This is a genomic window from Thermosipho sp. 1244 (assembly GCF_018588215.1).
Lineage (GTDB): Bacteria > Thermotogota > Thermotogae > Thermotogales > Fervidobacteriaceae > Thermosipho > Thermosipho affectus.
Genome location: NZ_LNGA01000006.1, coordinates 44,197 through 61,233, shown reverse-complemented (window position 1 = coordinate 61,233; position 17,037 = coordinate 44,197). Strand labels below are relative to the sequence as shown.

General features: G+C 32.3%; 22 protein-coding genes, 1 tRNA gene and 1 pseudogene. 1 reads left to right on the top strand and 23 read right to left on the bottom strand.

Features of this window, described 5'->3' with window-relative positions; translation table 11 throughout:
* Positions 1-228: pseudogene (locus AS157_RS01315) on the top strand (hypothetical protein); the annotation flags it as partial.
* Between the two features lie 349 nt (positions 229-577).
* Here the strand turns inward: AS157_RS01315 and rsmI are convergent.
* From rsmI to AS157_RS01200, 23 genes are all read right to left on the bottom strand, one after another.
* Positions 578-1,252: a 16S rRNA (cytidine(1402)-2'-O)-methyltransferase gene (rsmI, locus tag AS157_RS01310; RefSeq protein WP_077197955.1), complete on the bottom strand. Its 675-nt coding sequence runs from the start codon at positions 1,250-1,252 to the stop codon at positions 578-580.
* Complete coding sequence (locus AS157_RS01305; protein WP_077288924.1) at positions 1,191-1,952, bottom strand: lipoate--protein ligase family protein; 762 nt, start codon at positions 1,950-1,952, stop codon at positions 1,191-1,193. Before AS157_RS01305 ends, rsmI begins: the two co-directional genes overlap by 62 nt.
* Complete coding sequence (locus AS157_RS01300; protein ID WP_077288925.1) at positions 1,953-2,552, bottom strand: heavy-metal-associated domain-containing protein; 600 nt, start codon at positions 2,550-2,552, stop codon at positions 1,953-1,955. It lies immediately after the preceding gene.
* Between the two features lies 1 nt (position 2,553).
* Complete coding sequence (locus AS157_RS01295) at positions 2,554-3,339, bottom strand: DUF4895 domain-containing protein (protein ID WP_077288926.1); 786 nt, start codon at positions 3,337-3,339, stop codon at positions 2,554-2,556.
* Between the two features lie 2 nt (positions 3,340-3,341).
* A complete protein-coding gene (locus tag AS157_RS01290; RefSeq protein WP_077288927.1) occupies positions 3,342-3,539 on the bottom strand; it encodes a DUF6485 family protein in 198 nt (65 codons plus the stop codon).
* The gene (gene panD / locus AS157_RS01285) at positions 3,536-3,895 is read right to left on the bottom strand and encodes an aspartate 1-decarboxylase (RefSeq protein ID WP_075665491.1); all 360 of its coding nucleotides are present in this window, start codon (positions 3,893-3,895) and stop codon (positions 3,536-3,538) included. Before panD ends, AS157_RS01290 begins: the two co-directional genes overlap by 4 nt.
* A gap of 1 nt (position 3,896) precedes the next feature.
* Positions 3,897-6,494: a GAF domain-containing sensor histidine kinase gene (locus AS157_RS01280; protein ID WP_077288928.1), complete on the bottom strand. Its 2,598-nt coding sequence runs from the start codon at positions 6,492-6,494 to the stop codon at positions 3,897-3,899.
* Positions 6,495-6,549: 55 nt separating this feature from the next.
* Positions 6,550-7,080, bottom strand: a complete 531-nt coding sequence (gene hpf / locus AS157_RS01275; protein ID WP_077288929.1) for a ribosome hibernation-promoting factor, HPF/YfiA family — start codon at positions 7,078-7,080, stop codon at positions 6,550-6,552.
* A gap of 11 nt (positions 7,081-7,091) precedes the next feature.
* A complete protein-coding gene (locus AS157_RS01270; protein WP_077288930.1) occupies positions 7,092-7,562 on the bottom strand; it encodes a hypothetical protein in 471 nt (156 codons plus the stop codon).
* Positions 7,563-7,597: 35 nt separating this feature from the next.
* On the bottom strand, positions 7,598-8,419 hold the full coding sequence (locus AS157_RS01265) for a DegV family protein (RefSeq protein WP_077288931.1): 822 nt from the start codon (positions 8,417-8,419) through the stop codon (positions 7,598-7,600).
* A 3-nt stretch (positions 8,420-8,422) separates the two neighbouring features.
* Positions 8,423-8,707 (bottom strand): F0F1 ATP synthase subunit epsilon, encoded by a 285-nt coding sequence (locus AS157_RS01260; protein WP_352039415.1) that lies wholly within the window; start codon positions 8,705-8,707, stop codon positions 8,423-8,425.
* Positions 8,708-8,734: 27 nt separating this feature from the next.
* A complete protein-coding gene (atpD, locus tag AS157_RS01255; protein ID WP_077288933.1) occupies positions 8,735-10,144 on the bottom strand; it encodes a F0F1 ATP synthase subunit beta in 1,410 nt (469 codons plus the stop codon).
* A gap of 20 nt (positions 10,145-10,164) precedes the next feature.
* Positions 10,165-10,986: an ATP synthase F1 subunit gamma gene (atpG, locus tag AS157_RS01250; RefSeq protein WP_214494944.1), complete on the bottom strand. Its 822-nt coding sequence runs from the start codon at positions 10,984-10,986 to the stop codon at positions 10,165-10,167.
* A 5-nt stretch (positions 10,987-10,991) separates the two neighbouring features.
* Positions 10,992-12,515, bottom strand: coding sequence for a F0F1 ATP synthase subunit alpha (gene atpA / locus AS157_RS01245; protein WP_214494943.1), 1,524 nt, complete (start codon positions 12,513-12,515; stop codon positions 10,992-10,994).
* A 4-nt stretch (positions 12,516-12,519) separates the two neighbouring features.
* Entirely contained in the window at positions 12,520-13,059 is a 540-nt protein-coding gene (locus AS157_RS01240) for a F0F1 ATP synthase subunit delta (protein ID WP_077288936.1), read from the bottom strand.
* Positions 13,056-13,541: a F0F1 ATP synthase subunit B gene (atpF, locus tag AS157_RS01235; RefSeq protein ID WP_077288937.1), complete on the bottom strand. Its 486-nt coding sequence runs from the start codon at positions 13,539-13,541 to the stop codon at positions 13,056-13,058. The genes AS157_RS01240 and atpF overlap by 4 nt, the downstream gene beginning before the upstream one ends.
* Positions 13,542-13,556: 15 nt before the next feature.
* Positions 13,557-13,808, bottom strand: coding sequence for a F0F1 ATP synthase subunit C (locus AS157_RS01230; RefSeq protein ID WP_075665502.1), 252 nt, complete (start codon positions 13,806-13,808; stop codon positions 13,557-13,559).
* A gap of 14 nt (positions 13,809-13,822) precedes the next feature.
* Complete coding sequence (gene atpB, locus AS157_RS01225) at positions 13,823-14,665, bottom strand: F0F1 ATP synthase subunit A (RefSeq protein ID WP_077288938.1); 843 nt, start codon at positions 14,663-14,665, stop codon at positions 13,823-13,825.
* The gene (locus AS157_RS01220; protein ID WP_077288939.1) at positions 14,649-15,020 is read right to left on the bottom strand and encodes an ATPase; all 372 of its coding nucleotides are present in this window, start codon (positions 15,018-15,020) and stop codon (positions 14,649-14,651) included. Before AS157_RS01220 ends, atpB begins: the two co-directional genes overlap by 17 nt.
* Positions 15,004-15,249 (bottom strand): AtpZ/AtpI family protein, encoded by a 246-nt coding sequence (locus tag AS157_RS01215; RefSeq protein WP_075665505.1) that lies wholly within the window; start codon positions 15,247-15,249, stop codon positions 15,004-15,006. Before AS157_RS01215 ends, AS157_RS01220 begins: the two co-directional genes overlap by 17 nt.
* Complete coding sequence (locus AS157_RS01210; protein ID WP_077288940.1) at positions 15,246-16,313, bottom strand: aminopeptidase P family protein; 1,068 nt, start codon at positions 16,311-16,313, stop codon at positions 15,246-15,248. The genes AS157_RS01215 and AS157_RS01210 overlap by 4 nt, the downstream gene beginning before the upstream one ends.
* Before the next feature lie 22 nt (positions 16,314-16,335).
* Positions 16,336-16,412 (bottom strand) — tRNA-Arg (locus AS157_RS01205).
* On the bottom strand, positions 16,412-17,029 hold the full coding sequence (locus tag AS157_RS01200) for a RuvX/YqgF family protein (protein ID WP_077288941.1): 618 nt from the start codon (positions 17,027-17,029) through the stop codon (positions 16,412-16,414). The genes AS157_RS01205 and AS157_RS01200 overlap by 1 nt, the downstream gene beginning before the upstream one ends.
* Positions 17,030-17,037: the final 8 nt, after the last annotated feature.

The window sequence follows — 17,037 nt, the reverse complement described above, 5'->3', positions numbered from 1 at the left end:
ATAGAAGGTTTATTTGGAAACATAAAAACAAAACTTGGTGGATATGTTTATGCCTACAGAGAAGATATGGCAAGAATATTGGCTTTATTAAAGTTCTTAATCTACAATTTGTATGTAGCAATTTTTTTGTTTATTGTTAGAAAAGGTTATTCAAAGGTAATTCAAAAGTATTTTATTATATTTTTGTATCTATTTTTTGATTTCGGATTAGTCTCTTACTATTTTTGAAACAGACTCACTGTTTTTGAGCCTATTTCAAAAATAAAAAGAAAACACTCAAACTTAATCGAAAATTTCACAACTATATTCTGCCACAACTTCCTTGAAATTCTGCTTTCAAGGGTAGACCTAGGTGGTTTTAAAAGAACTGTTTACTCTTTTATTTAGAGAGACATTAGAAAAACGTTATACTTTGAGAAAATTCCATATCTTAGAGCTTTTCATCTTCAATGAACTTCAAGAAAATATATAAAATGTTATTGTAGACAGTATACGATGTTTTATCCGGAATAAAACCAATAAAAAATCCATTTTGGAAACATTAAAACTATTTTTTCCTAAAGAGAAAATGTAGTTTTTAACCTTTTTTATGATTAACTTTTAAAACAACAGTAATTTCGCCTCTTACTCCTTCTGAGAACCTTTCTAAAGCTCTTTTCACTGTGCCTTTAAAATATTCTTGATGAACCTTTGTAAGTTCTCTTGCCACAAAGATCTCTACATTTCCTAAAATATCATACACATCGTTTAACGTCTTTACCAATCTTTCTGGACTTTCAAAAAAAATATATACATCTGACATATCATTTTCTTTTATTTTTCTTAAAATCCTTCTTCTTTTCTTATCTCTAGGCATAAATCCCAGAAAAACAAACCTATTCCCATAAAAGCCACTTGCAGCAATAGCAGTTAGCACGGAACTTACTCCAGGTATTACATCCCATTCAATATTATTTTCCACACATAAATTAACCAGTTCAGTTCCTGGATCAGCAATTACCGGCATACCCGCATCTGAAAGATAAGCTATATTTTTCCCATCTTTCAACATCGATAAAATTTTATCTATCTTTTTTGGTGATGAATGTTCATTGTATGAATCCACAGGTTTCTTTATTGAATAAAAATTTAAGAGCTTCAATGCTCTTCTTGTATCTTCTGCAAAAATATAATCTACCTCTTTTAAAATTCTAAGTGCCCTTAAAGTTATATCTTCTAAATTTCCTATTGGTGTTCCAATTATATACAACAAAACTTTTTCTCTCCCTCTCTGCAGATTTCAAAATTTTATCTACATCTTGAAACTTTATCAACCCAAATTTTTCATCAAATTTTTCATACAACAACTCTTTCAATCTGTTAATTTCAATATTTTTAAATTGGTCAATTCCATATTGAACTATTTTTTGATTTGTATTTTTAAAACATCTATCAACGTTATCTATAGTCTTTAAAACAATAGAACCATGCTGCAAAACAAATGATTTAGTTCTCATTTGCGCACTTCCTACTACTTTTTTGTTATCCAAAACAATTTCATACCAAGATGGTGCATCAAAGCACACATTGGTGTTTCCGCGAATCCCTCGAGATACTAACCTTACAGGCACATCTAATTTATTTAAAACATCTACAATTAATTGCGAAATTGCTTTATAAAGACTTATGATGGACAATCTATACAACTCATGTCCATTTGGAATAACAATACTATATGTCAATTCATATTTGTGCAATACCGCTCTACCACCCGTAGGTCTTCTTACACACTTTATATTATTTTCCCTTAAAAAATCAAAATCCACATCTTCAACACTTTGATTTTTACCTAATGAAAGTGTCGGTTCTTTCCAAGTATATAGTCTAAAAAACGGAGCATTTGATTTCCCCAAAATATAATCAACTGCCATATTCAAATCTCCCGAAAGTTTCCACGTTTCAATGTAATACATTTATATCCTCCTAAATGCATCTAACACACTCTCAGCAATAGCTGTGTATTTATCAACTTTTAATTCTGCAGCCCCTATAATACTTTCTTCATATGAATTGTATTCTTTTGAAAGGTGCGTGATTATAAATTGTTTTCCCGCAATTGTTGCTTCAATAGAATCATCCACTGAAATTGCAAAGTTATGAATACTTTCAAGCGCATTTAAAACGGCATTTCCAATAATTATTGGAATATTCTTGCGCGTTTTCGGACCAGTAAATTCCCCTATAAAAACCTCCTGGCCATGTGTTATTTCTACCTTTACACTTAATGTTCGTTCTTTTTCCTGGATATTTATATCTGTCAACCTATAAGGAATGATCTTTGAGGATTCCATGCCTAAATTTAACTGAGCAATACTAACCACTTTTCTATCAATCTTCAAACCTAAACTCGCAAATAAAACAGTTTCAATATCTCTTACAAGTTGTTTGGGGCTTTTCTCATCATCTGCAACAATATGTATCTCTACAACTTGATCATTTTCAATGACAACTTTTGCAGCCTCAACCCCAGGAATCTTTGAAAGAACATTTTCAACACTTTCAACTTTTAACATACTATCCCCCCAAATCCTTTATAAAACCTCTAAACTTTTCAAAATCCTCCACAAAACTTTCCACATATTTCCATTTTTCTTTCAAATCTTCCAAATCTACTTTAAACATTCCAATAACTTTGTCTTTCATATCAGAAATAGGAAAATATTTACCAGGCTGAAATTTATACTTATTTCTTAAAAATGAAAAAAATTCTGCGTATAAATTTCTATGTTCTCCCTCTCCAACACCTATAAAATAAACCCCATCATCTGTTAAAAAAGTCTTTAAAAAATGGTACTTCTTCCCGTTTAAAGTTAAAAGTTCATCATATGTCTTATCATCCACCTTTTTGGAAAAATTAAGCCAACTTTTTCCAGAAACCTCTTCTGAAAACAATTCCTTCGAAATTAGAGACTTTTCACCACCAAGTGCTAAAAAATGCGTCATTATTGGGAATTTTAAAATTCCCGTAGTCATAAATGGAATTTTTCTTGTTGAAAAACTATTTATATATAAATTTTCAAAATCTTCATTAAAATATTCCATTTTATAAAGCGATGGGGTTCTTAAAAATGGATTACTAAGTGAAACTCCAAAAAAGAACTTGCCATCTGGATTATAACCAGCATTTAAAAAAAAGATACCATTAGATCCCACTGTAACAAGTATTAGATGTTTATGAAAAACATCTAGTACATCTTCAAACTTATACAAAAAATCAATCAACACATTCTTATCTTCTTCAAGTAAACTAAATACTTCATTCATTAAAGGCCTTAACTTTTCAGGACCAAAATATACCATTTTTAGCGTCTCCTAGTTATAAAATATTCAATACTTCTATTCCATGTTTTTTCTTCCTCATCCGTAAAATAACAAGCAGGTAACTCTCCACGTTCCCTATGATATGCTATACACTCACAACATTTACCTTTTTTAGGACATCCAGGATAACTACAATTACACTTTTCTAAGTTTTTTTCAAAATTTTCACAGTACATCATAAATCCCCCTTTATTTCCACTACCTCATTGTTTTCATCCATTATTAAAACCTTTGGACCTTTATATTCTCCATCAGAATACACACCAAAAGCCATAATAATTACCCTGTCACCTTCTTCTACTAACCTCGCAGCAGCGCCGTTTATCACTATCTTCTTACTTCCTCGCTCTTCAGGGATTGTATAAGTAACAAAGCGCTGGCCGTTGTTCACATCTGCTACCAAGACCAATTCATATGGTTTAATATTGGATTTTTCCAAAAGTTCTATATCTATACCTATACTCCCCATATAATTGATACTTTTATCCGTCACACGTGCCATATGTATCTTTGATTTTAACAAAAATTCCTGCATTTTACTCCTCCTCATCTTTTAAAGGTAATTCAAAAATAAATGCATTTCCATTTTCATCAGGTTCAACCCATATTTTTCCATCATGTTCATCTTCTATAATTTTTTTACATATTGGTAAACCCAATCCCGTTCCATGTACTTTTGTTGTAAAAAATGGAATAAATAACTTTTCTAATATATCCCTGGGAATTGGAGTACCTTGATTCCAAACCTTAATCTTTACAGTATTTAAATATTTCTTTACTTCAATTGATATTTTACCACCATATGGTGTTTCATCAATAGCATTTTGAATTAAATTTATCAAAACTTGTTTTAATCTCTGTTTATCCGCATACACTTCAACATTTTCATCAGCTTTGAATTCAAAAAGTATATTTTTATCTTTTATTTTATCCTCCAGTAAAATATAAACTTCGGATATTAATTCATTTAAATTAAAGAGGACAAATTCTGTTATCCTCCTATCTCTACTAAATTCCAAAATTTCACTCACGATTCCCTCTAATCTAACAATTTCATCTGATATTATTTTTATATATTTTCTTCTTTTATTTTCGTCATCTATGTACTTTTCAAGTCTTTTTATAAACCCACCTAAAACAGATATGGGATTTCTAAGTTCGTGAACCACTCTCGCAGCCATTTCACCAAGTACAGCTAATTTTTCCTGTTTTTTTCTCTCTTTTTCCAAAATTACCCTTTCTGTTACATCCTCAAAAGTAACTATTATACCCTTTATTAAAATCCTTTCTGCATCCCAAAGTGGAGAAATAGAAACATCAAAGTATTTTTCCTGTCCCATTACGGGTATTAGGTAATTTGAAAGTTTTATCTCTTCCTTCATCTTTAAAACTTCAAAGGCCATGCTTTCTATATCCTCAAATTCAGATCCTAAATCTGCTAACCTTTTTTCTATCATCTGTTCCTTATTTCTACCAAAATAATACTCTGCACGCGAATTCCATTCGCTTATATTCCCATTCTTCGAGATTACAATAACTGCTGCTGATAAATTTTGTAAAATGAGCTCTGAAAACTCTTTTAAAAATTCCACTAAATTCTTTTGCTTTTCCAAATTAATAGTCTTATCCTTTAATTCTTTATAATTCAACGAATTTTCAATGGCAAGTCCTGCACTATCCGATATTAATCTTAAAATTTCCACATCTACATTCGAAATTTTATGCTTCGAATACTTATTATCCAATATTACAACACCTATTGTGTCATTCTTTCCAATCAAAGGTACTATTACAAATTCATCGGTATCCAATAAAGGAACAAGATAATCTAGTTCTTCCATTAAAACCTTTTTATTAACATGCACTATCTTTCTCCTTAGAACAGCTCTTTCTAAAAATTTACTAGATCTATATGGAAAAATCTTATTTCTTATTTTCTGAGTTAACTCGTTGTTCAGATCAAGCCCCAACGATTCTTCTCTCAAATATTGAACAATATCTGCATACTTCATCGCTCTTTGATTTGCTTTTTTCCAAATAGTGTCAACTTCCTTTTCATTAGCTGGACCTATCCACGCCTTCCCAATCAACGCATTTTTTTCATTATCTTTTAACAAAAGAAGTGCTCTGTTAAATCCTAGTGTTCTTCCCGATGTCAATCCAATTAAGAAAATTTTTAAAACATTATTTGGGTCATTACTACTTCTCATTGCCTGGCTCAAATAATGAACTATACTCATCTTCCTTAGTTGTTCTTTCTGGCCCTCTATCAATTTTTCGTGTTCTTTTTTTAATACGTTTAATTTTTCCACTTCAGATTTTAAATTTTCATAGAATACAAGTCTGGAAATAGCCAAGTTAAACCTCTTTACAGCAGAAATTACTAAATCCAAATCAAAATCTTCATAACTTTTATCTGGAATATAACCTTCTCCATGTCTTTTATTAATAAAAACAAGCCATTGTTTTTCATCCACTGGTACACTTATCAAAGATTTTACAACTAAATCAGAATTTATAAAATTAACACTAGGTTTTATCAAAATCTGCGGTTGTTTTTTAAAAACAAAAAAGGAAAAATCAGAAAAACCCGGTATTATCTTCCCAACAAAGTCTTTTGGCTGAGAATATTCCACAAAAAAATCTTCCCCTTTTTTTCCAACCAATACAATAAGATCACTCGGCAAATACTCGGAAAGTTTTTCAACAAAATTTCTCTTCAACTCAAATAAATCTTGACTTTTCTCAAAAATGTCCGTCAGTTGTAGAATATTCTCCAATTTTTCTTTTCTCTTTTCAATCAAGAACAAATCACATACAAGCCCAAAAATATTTGAAAATTCATCAAAAAAATCATTCTTTTCAAATTTTTCATCTGAAATTATCGCACCTATTTTCTTGTCTCCAAAATACAAAGGAATAACATCTTTATCATTTGCAGGCACCTTTTTTCCAACATCTTTTCCCGCAATTATTCTATAAATATTCTTTCTTTCTTCATATAAAGAAAGTCCTAATTCTTTTATATTAAGTTTTTCTCTCAATAAATTGGCAAGCCTCTCTAAATTTTCATTTGGATAACCAATTTCAAACAAATCTTTCACTGCATTATAAATTAAAGAAAATTCAATCATAAAATCACCTCAAGTATATTCTACCACAAAAAAAGCACCCATATGGGTGCTTTTTTTATTCCTGAAATTCATATAAAATAAATTTTCCATTTTTCAAACGCAGTAACATATTAATTTCATTAGTTTCCATATTTCTAAAAACAAAAAATTCGTGATTCATTACTTCCATTTGCGCAATTGCTTCTTCTAAACTAGTTATCATCAAATTAACTCTCTTTACATTTGAAATCTTTTCATCCTTTTCTCCCTCTGGCATCTCATCCTTGAAAATTTCACCTAGTCCTTTATTATTTGCCTTATGCGTAGGCCTTACATAATCTTTTTCTCTTTTAATCTTCTTTTCAAAAGAATCTGTTAAAATATCAATCAAATTATAAATATCCACGGATTTTTCCGAAACAATAATGTCTTTTCCCAAATAATGCACCATTATTTTTCCCACATACTCTGAAGAATCTTTCTCAAATTTAATATCTAGATGTACATTATCCTCAATAACCCTATCTACCTTCTCTAACCTCTTTTCTAAGTAATTTTTAATTGCATCGGTAATTTCTACACCTTTTGTTGAAACACGAAAATCCATAAAATCACCTCCTACTGGTTTTCCTGAATTTTTCTAAGTCTAAAGTTTACATATGGTGCAAATTCTAAAAGATAAAAAGACAACGTTAAAATCAAAAAGAGAGTTTTCAACAAAACATTACTTTCATTTATCTTTTTATCTACTATCAATATCAATGATACCACAAGTGATGCTGAAATAATAAACAACAAAGGAAAAAAATATGACAAAAAACTAAACGTAATAGAAAATATTATGTAGAAATAAAAAATTATTTTATTATTTTCGGATATATCTGGAATTTTAAGACACCATTTCCATAAAACTATGATATAACCAAGTAGTCCAATAAAAAATATGGTATTCGACACAAATATATTTTTTAGAACAAAACTAAAAAATAAATTTGATGAAAAACCTATTGAAAAAAGAATAGAAGAAAATACAACCAAATCATCGCTTGGCAACTGATTTGAAAATAACTTTTCTAAATTTTTTTCCATAAATTGGAGGTATACCTCCTGTCCCCCCCTTCAAATTAAAACTGACCTATAACAATCCCAAATACCTCGGGACCTGTATGTACTCCAACTGCTGCACTAATCTGGGCGATATCCTTTATATTAAAATGCTCAATTAGTCTATCTAAATATTTTTTGTATTTTTGGCTTCCATATCCAGCTAATATATATGGTTTTTTTATCCCCTGTTTTTTTATAAAATCCTCACCAAGTTCAATTATCTTGTCAACTACACCCGAAAATTTCCTATCTTTTGCAACCAATTCTACCGTTCCATCACTATCCACACTCAAAATGGGTTTTATTTTTAATATTCTACCCAACAGTGCTTTTGCCTTACCTATTCTTCCTCCTTTTTCTAAGTATTTTAAAGACATTACCCCAAAAAGAAGTTTCGTATTCTTTCTTAACTCATCAACAAGCTCCTGAGTAATCTTTACACCTTTTTCCAAATAATGAACAATTCCTCTATATAGCACATACAATTCAACACTAGCACTTTTTAAATCCAAAACAGTTACTCTATCCTTATACGGGGCACTAATTGCTTTAAACATGTTGTATGTTCCACTTAATTTACTAGATATGGAAAGCATATACACATGTTCATAGCTTTCCAATAATTTTTTTAACAAATCTTCCGTTTCCTTTGGATTTGGCAATGAAGTAGAAAAAGTTTCTGCCTTATCTAGCATGCCGTAAAAATCATCAACGGTCAAATTTTTCTTATCAATATACTCTCTACCATCAATATACACTCTTAAAGGTGCATAAAAAATAGGATATTTCAATTCTACATCGGGTCTATCAAAAGACGAATCAACAATAAAGGCAACCATTTCCTATCCCCCCAAATACTCATGAGGATTTATTTTATCCTTAACATCCTCTGTTATTATTATAACATTTTCACCATCACAATGTAAAAAGCCATCATCAACTATATACTCAAATTTTTCATCTGCTTTTTTTGCAATTACTTTATCTACTTTTAACTTTGCTATAATCGGAGCCCTATCCTTTAAAATCCCCATTTCTCCCACTTCTGTTCTTACGGTAACAATATCCACTTCTTTGTCAAAAAACAAACCATTTGGATAATATATCTTTAGGCGCAAATTCTTCACCTCCAAAAAATGCGTGAGCAAAATTGCTCACGCTTTTTGTAATTTTTTGGCCTTTTCAACTGCCTCATCTATAGTACCAACCATGTAAAATGCCATTTCTGGTAAGTCATCATGCTTTCCATCTAATATTTCTTTAAATCCTCTTATTGTCTCACTAACTGGCACATATTTTCCAGGAATATTACTAAATTTCTCAGCAACGTGCACAGGTTGACTCAAGAATCTTTCTATTTTTCTGGCCCTTTGAACTATTAGTTTATCCTCTTCCGATAGTTCTTCCATACCAAGAATTGCAATTATATCTTGCAAATCTTTGTATCTTTGCAATACTTCTTGGACACCTCTTGCTACTTCATAGTGTTCCTGACCCACTACATTAGGATCCAACATCTTAGAAGTAGAGTCTAATGGATCCACAGCAGGATAAAGCCCCAAAGCTGCCCTTCTTCTTGACAAAACTACAGTAGCATCAAGGTGAGTAAATGTTGTAGCAGGAGCAGGATCGGTAATATCATCAGCGGGAACGTAAATTGCCTGCACCGAAGTAATTGATCCTTTCTTTGTGGAGGTAATCCTCTCTTGAAGTTCTCCCATATCTGTCGCAAGGGTAGGTTGATATCCAACTGCAGATGGCATCCTTCCAAGAAGTGCTGATACTTCACTACCAGCCTGAACAAACCTAAAAATATTGTCTATAAATAGCAAAACGTCCCTTCCTTCAACATCTCTAAAGTACTCTGCAATAGTCAGCGCAGACAAAGCCACCCTAAACCTTGCCCCAGGGGGTTCATTCATTTGTCCAAAAACCAACACGGTATTGTCAAGCACTTCCGCTTCTTTCATATCCAGGTATAATTCATTACCTTCTCTTGTTCTTTCACCAACACCGGCGAACATGGAAAAACCGTGGTGCTCAATTGCTATATTCCTTATCAATTCCATAACCAAAACAGTTTTTCCAACACCTGCGCCACCAAAAAATCCTATTTTTCCACCCTTTGGAAACGGAGCAAGAAGGTCTATAACCTTTATACCTGTTTCCAATATCTCAACCGATGTGGATTGTTCAGTAATGGATGGTGGAGTTCTGTGTATCGGCCAATATTCTACATTTTCAACTTTTTCCAATCCATCAATTGGCTCACCTATAACGTTAAACATTCTTCCCAAAGCACCTTTTCCCACAGGAACTTTTATAGGTTCACCTGTATTTATAACTTCAAGTCCTCTCATTAATCCATCTGTAGTGTCAAGTGCAACTGTTCTTACAGCGTTATCACCTATGAGCTGTTCAACCTCTAAAATAAGCTTTTTACCAGTTTGAGGATTTACAACCTCTAAAGCATCGTATATATCTGGAAGTTCCTCCTCATCAAATTGAACGTCCACTACAGGACCTATTACTCTTAAAATCTTTCCTTTAGATTTCTTTGACACTTTATCACGCTCCTTTAAGATTATTCCTCTTGCAATGCTTGAGCGCCAGAAACTATTTCTATAAGCTCCTGGGTAATCGATGCTTGTCTTTCTTTGTTGTATTCAAGTGTTAATTCTATGATCACCTCTTCTGCATTTTCGGTTGCATTTCTCATTGCATTTTGTCTTGCATATAACTCACTTACTTTTGTTTCAAAAGCATACGAATATATACTAGTCGCTACCATGAATTCCACTGCTTTCTTTGTTAACATTTCTATATCTGGTTCAAATTCATACCTTGAAGATTTCACACCTTCAAAAGTTATTGGTGTTAATTTAACAATCTCTGGTTTTTGAATCAACCTATTTTTAAACTTTCCGTATGCAACATAGATAATACCAACTCCATCGTTTAGTAAGTCATTAGTCAAAGTTTTAGAAAAATCAAAATTAGGAATATCATATGCACGTTCGTATATTCTTCTTGTTTTTGGATGTTTTCTAAAAAACGGAATACTTTTATTACCTATAGCGTAAACATAATCTATCTGTTCTTTTTCAATAAAATTCGAGGATGCTCTTCCTATTTCAGTGGGAAATGCACCACACAACCCCATATCTGTTGATATAACGATTAATGCCTTTTTCCCATTCCCCGTTAAGAATGGATGTTCGCCTATAAGTTCTATATTCTTTATCATCCTGACGGTCTCATCCAAAAATTCCCTTACACCCTGTAAACTTTTTTCTATCTTTTTTACCCTTGCAGTAGCCACCATTTCCATGGCTTTTGTAATTTTTTTCAAAGACTCCGTTGCTTGGACCCTTTTCTTTATTAAAAGTAATTTACCCCTACTCATTTAAATCACTTCCCGTACACTTTCACAAATTCACCTTTGAATTCTTCTATGGCATTTTTCAATTCTTTTTCCGTTTCTTCATTTAAATCTTTTGTTTCTTTTATTTTGTTAAGCAATTCCTTTTTATTCTCTCTTAAAAATTGTAAAAGTCTCTTTTCAAACTCTTTAACTTTTTCAACTTCCAAATCGTCTAAATATCCATTTATACCTGCGTATAAAACGGCAACTTGATCTTCCACCTCAAGTGGTGCGTATTGCTCTTGTTTCATTAACTCCATTAACCTTTGACCTCTTGTAATCTGTGCCTGCGTTGCAGGATCAAGTTCCGTTGCAAATTGTGCAAATGTTTCTAATTCTTGGTATTGTGCAAGATCAAGTTTTAGAGATCCTGCTACTTTTTTCATAGCTTTGACTTGTGCGGCTCCACCAACACGAGATACTGAAAGACCTATGTTTACCGCAGGTCTTTGCCCTACATAAAACAGAGATGGTTCTAGATAAATTTGTCCATCGGTAATTGAAATGACATTTGTTGGAATATAAGCAGAAATATCATTTGCTTGTGTTTCTATAATTGGAAGTGCAGTTAGTGATCCTCCACCATATTTATCATCAAGCCTTGCGGCTCTTTCAAGTAATCTAGAATGCAAATAAAAAACATCACCAGGATATGCTTCACGTCCAGGTGGCCTTCTTAGCAGAAGTGAAAGCTGTCTATACGCAACTGCATGTTTTGATAAATCATCGTATATCACAAGTGCATCTTTTCCATTGTACATGAAATATTCTCCCATTGCACATCCTGAATAAGGAGCAATATACTGCAAAGATGCATTATCAGCAGCACTTGCAACAACTACAGTAGTATACTCCATAGCACCTTCTTCTTTTAGCTTATCTACTAAACGTGCAACCGCCGATGCTTTTTGTCCAATCGCCACGTAAATACAATAAACACCTTTTCCTTTTTGATTGATAATTGTATCAATAGCTATAGCAGTCTTACCAGTTTGTCTGTCCCCTATTATTAATTCCCTTTGCCCCCTACCAATTGGTATAAGGGCATCAATTAATTTAATACCAGTTTGTAGAGGAGTATCAACTGGCTTTCTGTATATAACACCTGGTGCTTTCACTTCAACATCTCTATATTCCGTTGTATTGATTGGGCCAAGACCGTCAACTGGCACACCCAAAGGATTTACAACCCTTCCCAACAATTCTTCACCAACTGGAACCTGCATGATCTTTTTTAATCTTTTTACCGTGTGTCCTTCCTTGATGTCTTTGTAATCGCCTAATATAATTATACCTACATTATCCTCTTCTAAATTAAAAGCAACACCAATTGTACCCGTTTCTACAAATTCTACCATTTCATTTGCCATAACGTTATTTAATCCATATGCACGGGCAATACCGTCACCTACTTGTATAACCTTTCCAACATCATCTAAATTTATCTCCTCTTTAAAACCCTCTATCTTTGATTCCAATACTTTTACAATTTCTCCGGGATTTATTCTCAAAATGTCACCCCTTTCTCAAGGAAAAAACTTCCCTTGCAATCTTATTGAGTCTTCCACTAACCGAGACATCAATCATCTTTCCCGCAAATTCAATTACCGCACCTGCTATAAGTGTTTTATCTACTTTTTCTTCAATAACTGGTGTTCTATCTACATGCTTTTTAACAAACTCTTCAATAGCCTTTTTCTCCTCATCAGAAAGTTTATCAGCACTCTTTACATCCACTAATATCTTATTTTCAATATCTACAGACGCGTACTTGTAATAAACTACCATTTGCGGAATAAATTTTTGCCTCTTATTTTCAAAAATTAGAGAAACAAAATTCAGAAAAATATCATCACTGTATTTATTCAATGCTTCCTTAACAACACTCACTTTTTTCCAAACCTTCACCGTTGGATTATCAAAAAAACTTCTATAATTCTCATAAACAATATTCAAAATCTTTAAAAACTGGCCATATTCTTCCAATTTATTTAATTTTTCTCCAATCTTCAACAATGCACTAACATATTTTGAAGCAATAGTAGAATACCTCATTTTTCCTTCTCCTTTAACATTTTAATAAGGTATTCTCGTTTTGCCTTCTCATCCAATGTCCCTTTTAAGATCTTCATAGCAAGAACCACTGCTATTTCACCAACTTTTTGCTCAACTTCTTTTAACATTTCTTCTCTTTCTCTTTTTATCTCTTCTCTTGCAGCAGTAATTATTTTTTCTCCTTCAATTTCTGCTTTTTTCTTTGCATTTTGTACTATTTTTTCTGCTTCTTCTTTGGCTTTGTTTATTATAGAATCTGCATTTTCTCTCAATTTTCTCAATTCTTCTTGTGATTGTAATTTTAATTTCTCTGCTTCTTTTCTCAATTGCTCGGCTTTTTTTATTTCTCCTTCAATCTTTTCCTTTCTTTCATCCATAACTTGAAAATACTTATCGTATAAAAATACCTTTAAAACGTACAAAAGTAACAAAAAACTCATCAGTTGAATTACTGATGTCAAATTAATCTCAAACATATCCATAAATATCGCCTCACATTATAAGGTAAGAAGTATAAGAAATGCAATTAAAAGTGAGTAAATTCCTGTAGATTCTGCAACTGCGTCTGCAATCAACATACGTGTAGTAATTGTTCCAACCATTTCAGGTTGTCTTGCCATTGCATCCATTGCATGAGCACCTATGTTACCTTCACCTATACCAGGCCCAATAGCACCGATACCCATTGCCAACCCTGCACCAATTGCTTTTCCCATTATAACTAATGCATCTGCCAAGCTCTTTTCCATAACTACCAACCTCCTTATGATATTTTTTCTGAAATATATGCCACTGCAAGCATTGAGAACACCAAAGCTTGAACTAAACCAACAAAAATTCCAAAATACGCCCAATAGAAAACTGGCATAAATAGATATTTAACTAAATATGTCAAAATAAATGTTAAAATAGCTCCTCCACCAATATTTCCAAACAACCTCAAAGAGTGTGAAATAGGTTTTGCAAGTTCTCCTATTATATTCATAGGTAACATTATTGGCATAGGCTCAAGCCATGATTTCAACCAACCACCAAAACCTTTTGCTTTAATCGCAAAAGCATGACTTATCACAAAAACCATTAACGCATATGTCAAATTTGTATTTAAATCCGCAGTTGGTGAAAACCACGTATCTTGGAAAAGGGTAAACTTAACATGCCCATCAACTACGTTTACATTAAGTCCTGGCATTGCACCACCAATTATATTCGAGATTGATATATACAAAAATAACGTCGTGGCAATTGCAAATGTAGGTCTAACAAACTTTGGATCATCTATAACACTTTCTACAACCTCATACATAAAATCCATTATAGACTCTGCAAACGATTGTTTTCTGTCTGGAATAACTTTAAAATTCTTCCCCACACGTACTGCAAAAACTATCAATCCAATTATTATAGTCCAACTCATAATAATAGTAAGTGGATTTATCCTAGTATACCACGCTTTTTCATCTGAAAGCTGTATAATCCATCTATTGGCAAGCCCTTTTGTAACTTCAGCTGTATCTTTTGGAACAAAATATAATGCATTTATTATCCCCAAAACAGTATAAATTATCAAAAAAACTACTAGAAACCAACTAATCTTTTTTTTCACTATTTTCACCTCCAATCAGAAAACCCACTATATAAGCGCCTATTTTAACATTTATAAGTCCTAAAAAAACACCTAACAAAGCTAATACTTTCTCTTTAAACAATACACCCACTAATAGAAAAAGACTTGCAGAAAACAAATATCTTATGTAATAACCCTTTTTAGACCTTCTCTTTAAACCCAAATTAATTATATCGTAATAAAGAGAAATTACGTATAAAACAGCACCAATTGTACCTAAAACGTAACTAAAAATAAAACTTCGTTCATAATTTGTCAAAATCATTCCCAGCATCGTACCAATAATTCCCAAAATTATTATAACATTTACATATCTTTTAATCACCTTTTTCACGTCTGTCTACCTTCTCAACCTCTTTTAGCATCTGTCTTATGGCATTGTACAATCCTGAAATCGCGCCAAAAAAGAGAAATATGATAGTAAATAATTTTTCCGTATTAAAAATCTTATCCAAAAAATTTCCAATAAAATATGAAATTATTACATTTCCAAGGATAGTTGCACCAAATATAGTTACCAAATTCAACTTATTTAGTTCTTTAACTATATTGTTTTTCTTCATACTACAAAGATATCTCTTGGAAGACTTGACAAAACTTCACAACCATTTTCTGTTAACAATATATCGTCTTCTATCCTAATTCCAAATTTCTTTGGAAGGTATATACCAGGTTCCACTGTAACAATGGAATTTTTCGGAAGAGGTTCTCTATTTGCAAAACTTAATCTAGGTTCTTCATGAACCTCCAAACCAATACCATGTCCCAAAGAATGTCCAAAGTATTCGCCATATCCCTTCTCCGTTATATAATTCCTTGCTGCTTTGTCAATTTCCGCACCGGTTAACCCTGCACGTGCTATTTCGATGGCCTCTTGTTGTGCTTTCATAACTATGTTATGTACATTTTTTACCTCATCACTTGGTTCTCCTATACAAAATACGCGCGTCAAATCACTTGCATACCCATTAAAATACGCCCCCCAATCCACCACCACTGGTTCTCCAATCTCAATTTCTTTATCACTTGCTATACCATGCGGAAGCGCTCCTCTCCACCCAGACGCTACTATAGTCTCAAATGAAAACTTATCTCCGCCTAATAATTTTATTTGATATTCCAAATATGCTGCAACTTCTTTTTCTGTAATCTTCGGTCTTACTATTTCTAACGTCTTTTTAAAAGCCTCTTCTGCAATATATACAGCTTTTCTAATATCTTCAATCTCACCCTCTGTTTTTACAGCCCTTAATTTTAACAACTCAATTGAAACATCTACAAATTCAACATCTAAATGTCCTGCTAAATACTCAAAATGTTTTGTCAAAGTCCTATCTTTTTCTATTCCCACCCTATTTACATTCATCTTCTTTAAATACTCAACTATAATATCCAAAAAACGCTTATCTGATTTGTATTTCACAAGTTCAAACTCCGACTCCATTTTTGCCTGTTCCCAATATCTAGAATCAGTAATTATTATCCTTCTATCTTTTGAATAAATTACGCCGGAAAAACTTCCAGTAAAACCAGAAATAAACCTTGTGGTAGGTTTATTTGAGCCTTCAATGTTTAAAACTACAAGTACATCTAATTTCTTAGATAACAGTATATCATTTAAATCCATAATTTACCCCCTTTCAAATTCTTGGCGTGCCTGGCGGGATTTGAACCCGCAACCTCTGGATCCGGAGTCCAGGGCTCTCTCCAATTGAGCTACAGGCACTAAACCAATATAATTTTACCACCATTTTTTAAAAATTTATCCACAACATCTTTGAATTTTTCATTTGCAATAACCAAATTATATCTTTTTTCAATTGTATCTTCATTTCTGTAAACAAAATTTTTTTCTTTCATATGCAAAAACGCAATGGAAAAATTCCTAGTTAGAGCATCTCCTTTTTTACCCTTAACAGGAGAAACTTCATAGTAAAGTACATCTTCAACATCTTCACAATCAAATTCAACATCTAAAAATTTTTCAAGTACGAATTTCTGGGAAAGTATGGGGTTTTTAATATAGTCCATAAAGATCTGTCTGGCACTAAATGCATCGTCATCTTTTGCATTAAAAGATAAAGCCATCTTGGTGGTTAATCTTTCATCTATTAAAAATACATCCATGCCTTTTCTTTTTAATTTGTAAGCAAATTTTAAAACTTTAAAACTTTGCGTGGAATAATTTCCACTCATGGAAAGCGGTATACCCAAAACTACTTTTTGAAACTTTTCCAACAACTTATTCAATTGCGTGGTATTTACTGTTCCACTTTTTGATATAAAATTACTTCCAATAGCATATCCTGTTTTTTTATCTCCATAATCTAATGCTAAAATCATATTTCCCT

What these genes read in the sequence shown, in the direction of transcription:
- AS157_RS01280 (WP_077288928.1), bottom strand. Translation starts at nt 6,494, where the DNA reads ATGATTGAATTTTCTTTAATTTATAATGCAGTGAAAGATTTGTTTGAA.
- hpf (WP_077288929.1), bottom strand. Translation starts at nt 7,080, where the DNA reads ATGGATTTTCGTGTTTCAACAAAAGGTGTAGAAATTACCGATGCAATT.
- AS157_RS01230 (WP_075665502.1), bottom strand. Translation starts at nt 13,808, where the DNA reads ATGGAAAAGAGCTTGGCAGATGCATTAGTTATAATGGGAAAAGCAATT.
- AS157_RS01290 (WP_077288927.1), bottom strand. Translation starts at nt 3,539, where the DNA reads ATGATGTACTGTGAAAATTTTGAAAAAAACTTAGAAAAGTGTAATTGT.
- AS157_RS01210 (WP_077288940.1), bottom strand. Translation starts at nt 16,313, where the DNA reads ATGGATTTAAATGATATACTGTTATCTAAGAAATTAGATGTACTTGTA.
- atpF (WP_077288937.1), bottom strand. Translation starts at nt 13,541, where the DNA reads ATGGATATGTTTGAGATTAATTTGACATCAGTAATTCAACTGATGAGT.
- AS157_RS01295 (WP_077288926.1), bottom strand. Translation starts at nt 3,339, where the DNA reads ATGGTATATTTTGGTCCTGAAAAGTTAAGGCCTTTAATGAATGAAGTA.
- AS157_RS01215 (WP_075665505.1), bottom strand. Translation starts at nt 15,249, where the DNA reads ATGAAGAAAAACAATATAGTTAAAGAACTAAATAAGTTGAATTTGGTA.
- panD (WP_075665491.1), bottom strand. Translation starts at nt 3,895, where the DNA reads ATGCAGGAATTTTTGTTAAAATCAAAGATACATATGGCACGTGTGACG.
- AS157_RS01270 (WP_077288930.1), bottom strand. Translation starts at nt 7,562, where the DNA reads ATGGAAAAAAATTTAGAAAAGTTATTTTCAAATCAGTTGCCAAGCGAT.
- AS157_RS01200 (WP_077288941.1), bottom strand. Translation starts at nt 17,029, where the DNA reads ATGATTTTAGCATTAGATTATGGAGATAAAAAAACAGGATATGCTATT.
- AS157_RS01305 (WP_077288924.1), bottom strand. Translation starts at nt 1,952, where the DNA reads ATGTATTACATTGAAACGTGGAAACTTTCGGGAGATTTGAATATGGCA.
- AS157_RS01300 (WP_077288925.1), bottom strand. Translation starts at nt 2,552, where the DNA reads ATGTTAAAAGTTGAAAGTGTTGAAAATGTTCTTTCAAAGATTCCTGGG.
- atpG (WP_214494944.1), bottom strand. Translation starts at nt 10,986, where the DNA reads ATGAGTAGGGGTAAATTACTTTTAATAAAGAAAAGGGTCCAAGCAACG.
- AS157_RS01265 (WP_077288931.1), bottom strand. Translation starts at nt 8,419, where the DNA reads ATGGTTGCCTTTATTGTTGATTCGTCTTTTGATAGACCCGATGTAGAA.
- AS157_RS01240 (WP_077288936.1), bottom strand. Translation starts at nt 13,059, where the DNA reads ATGAGGTATTCTACTATTGCTTCAAAATATGTTAGTGCATTGTTGAAG.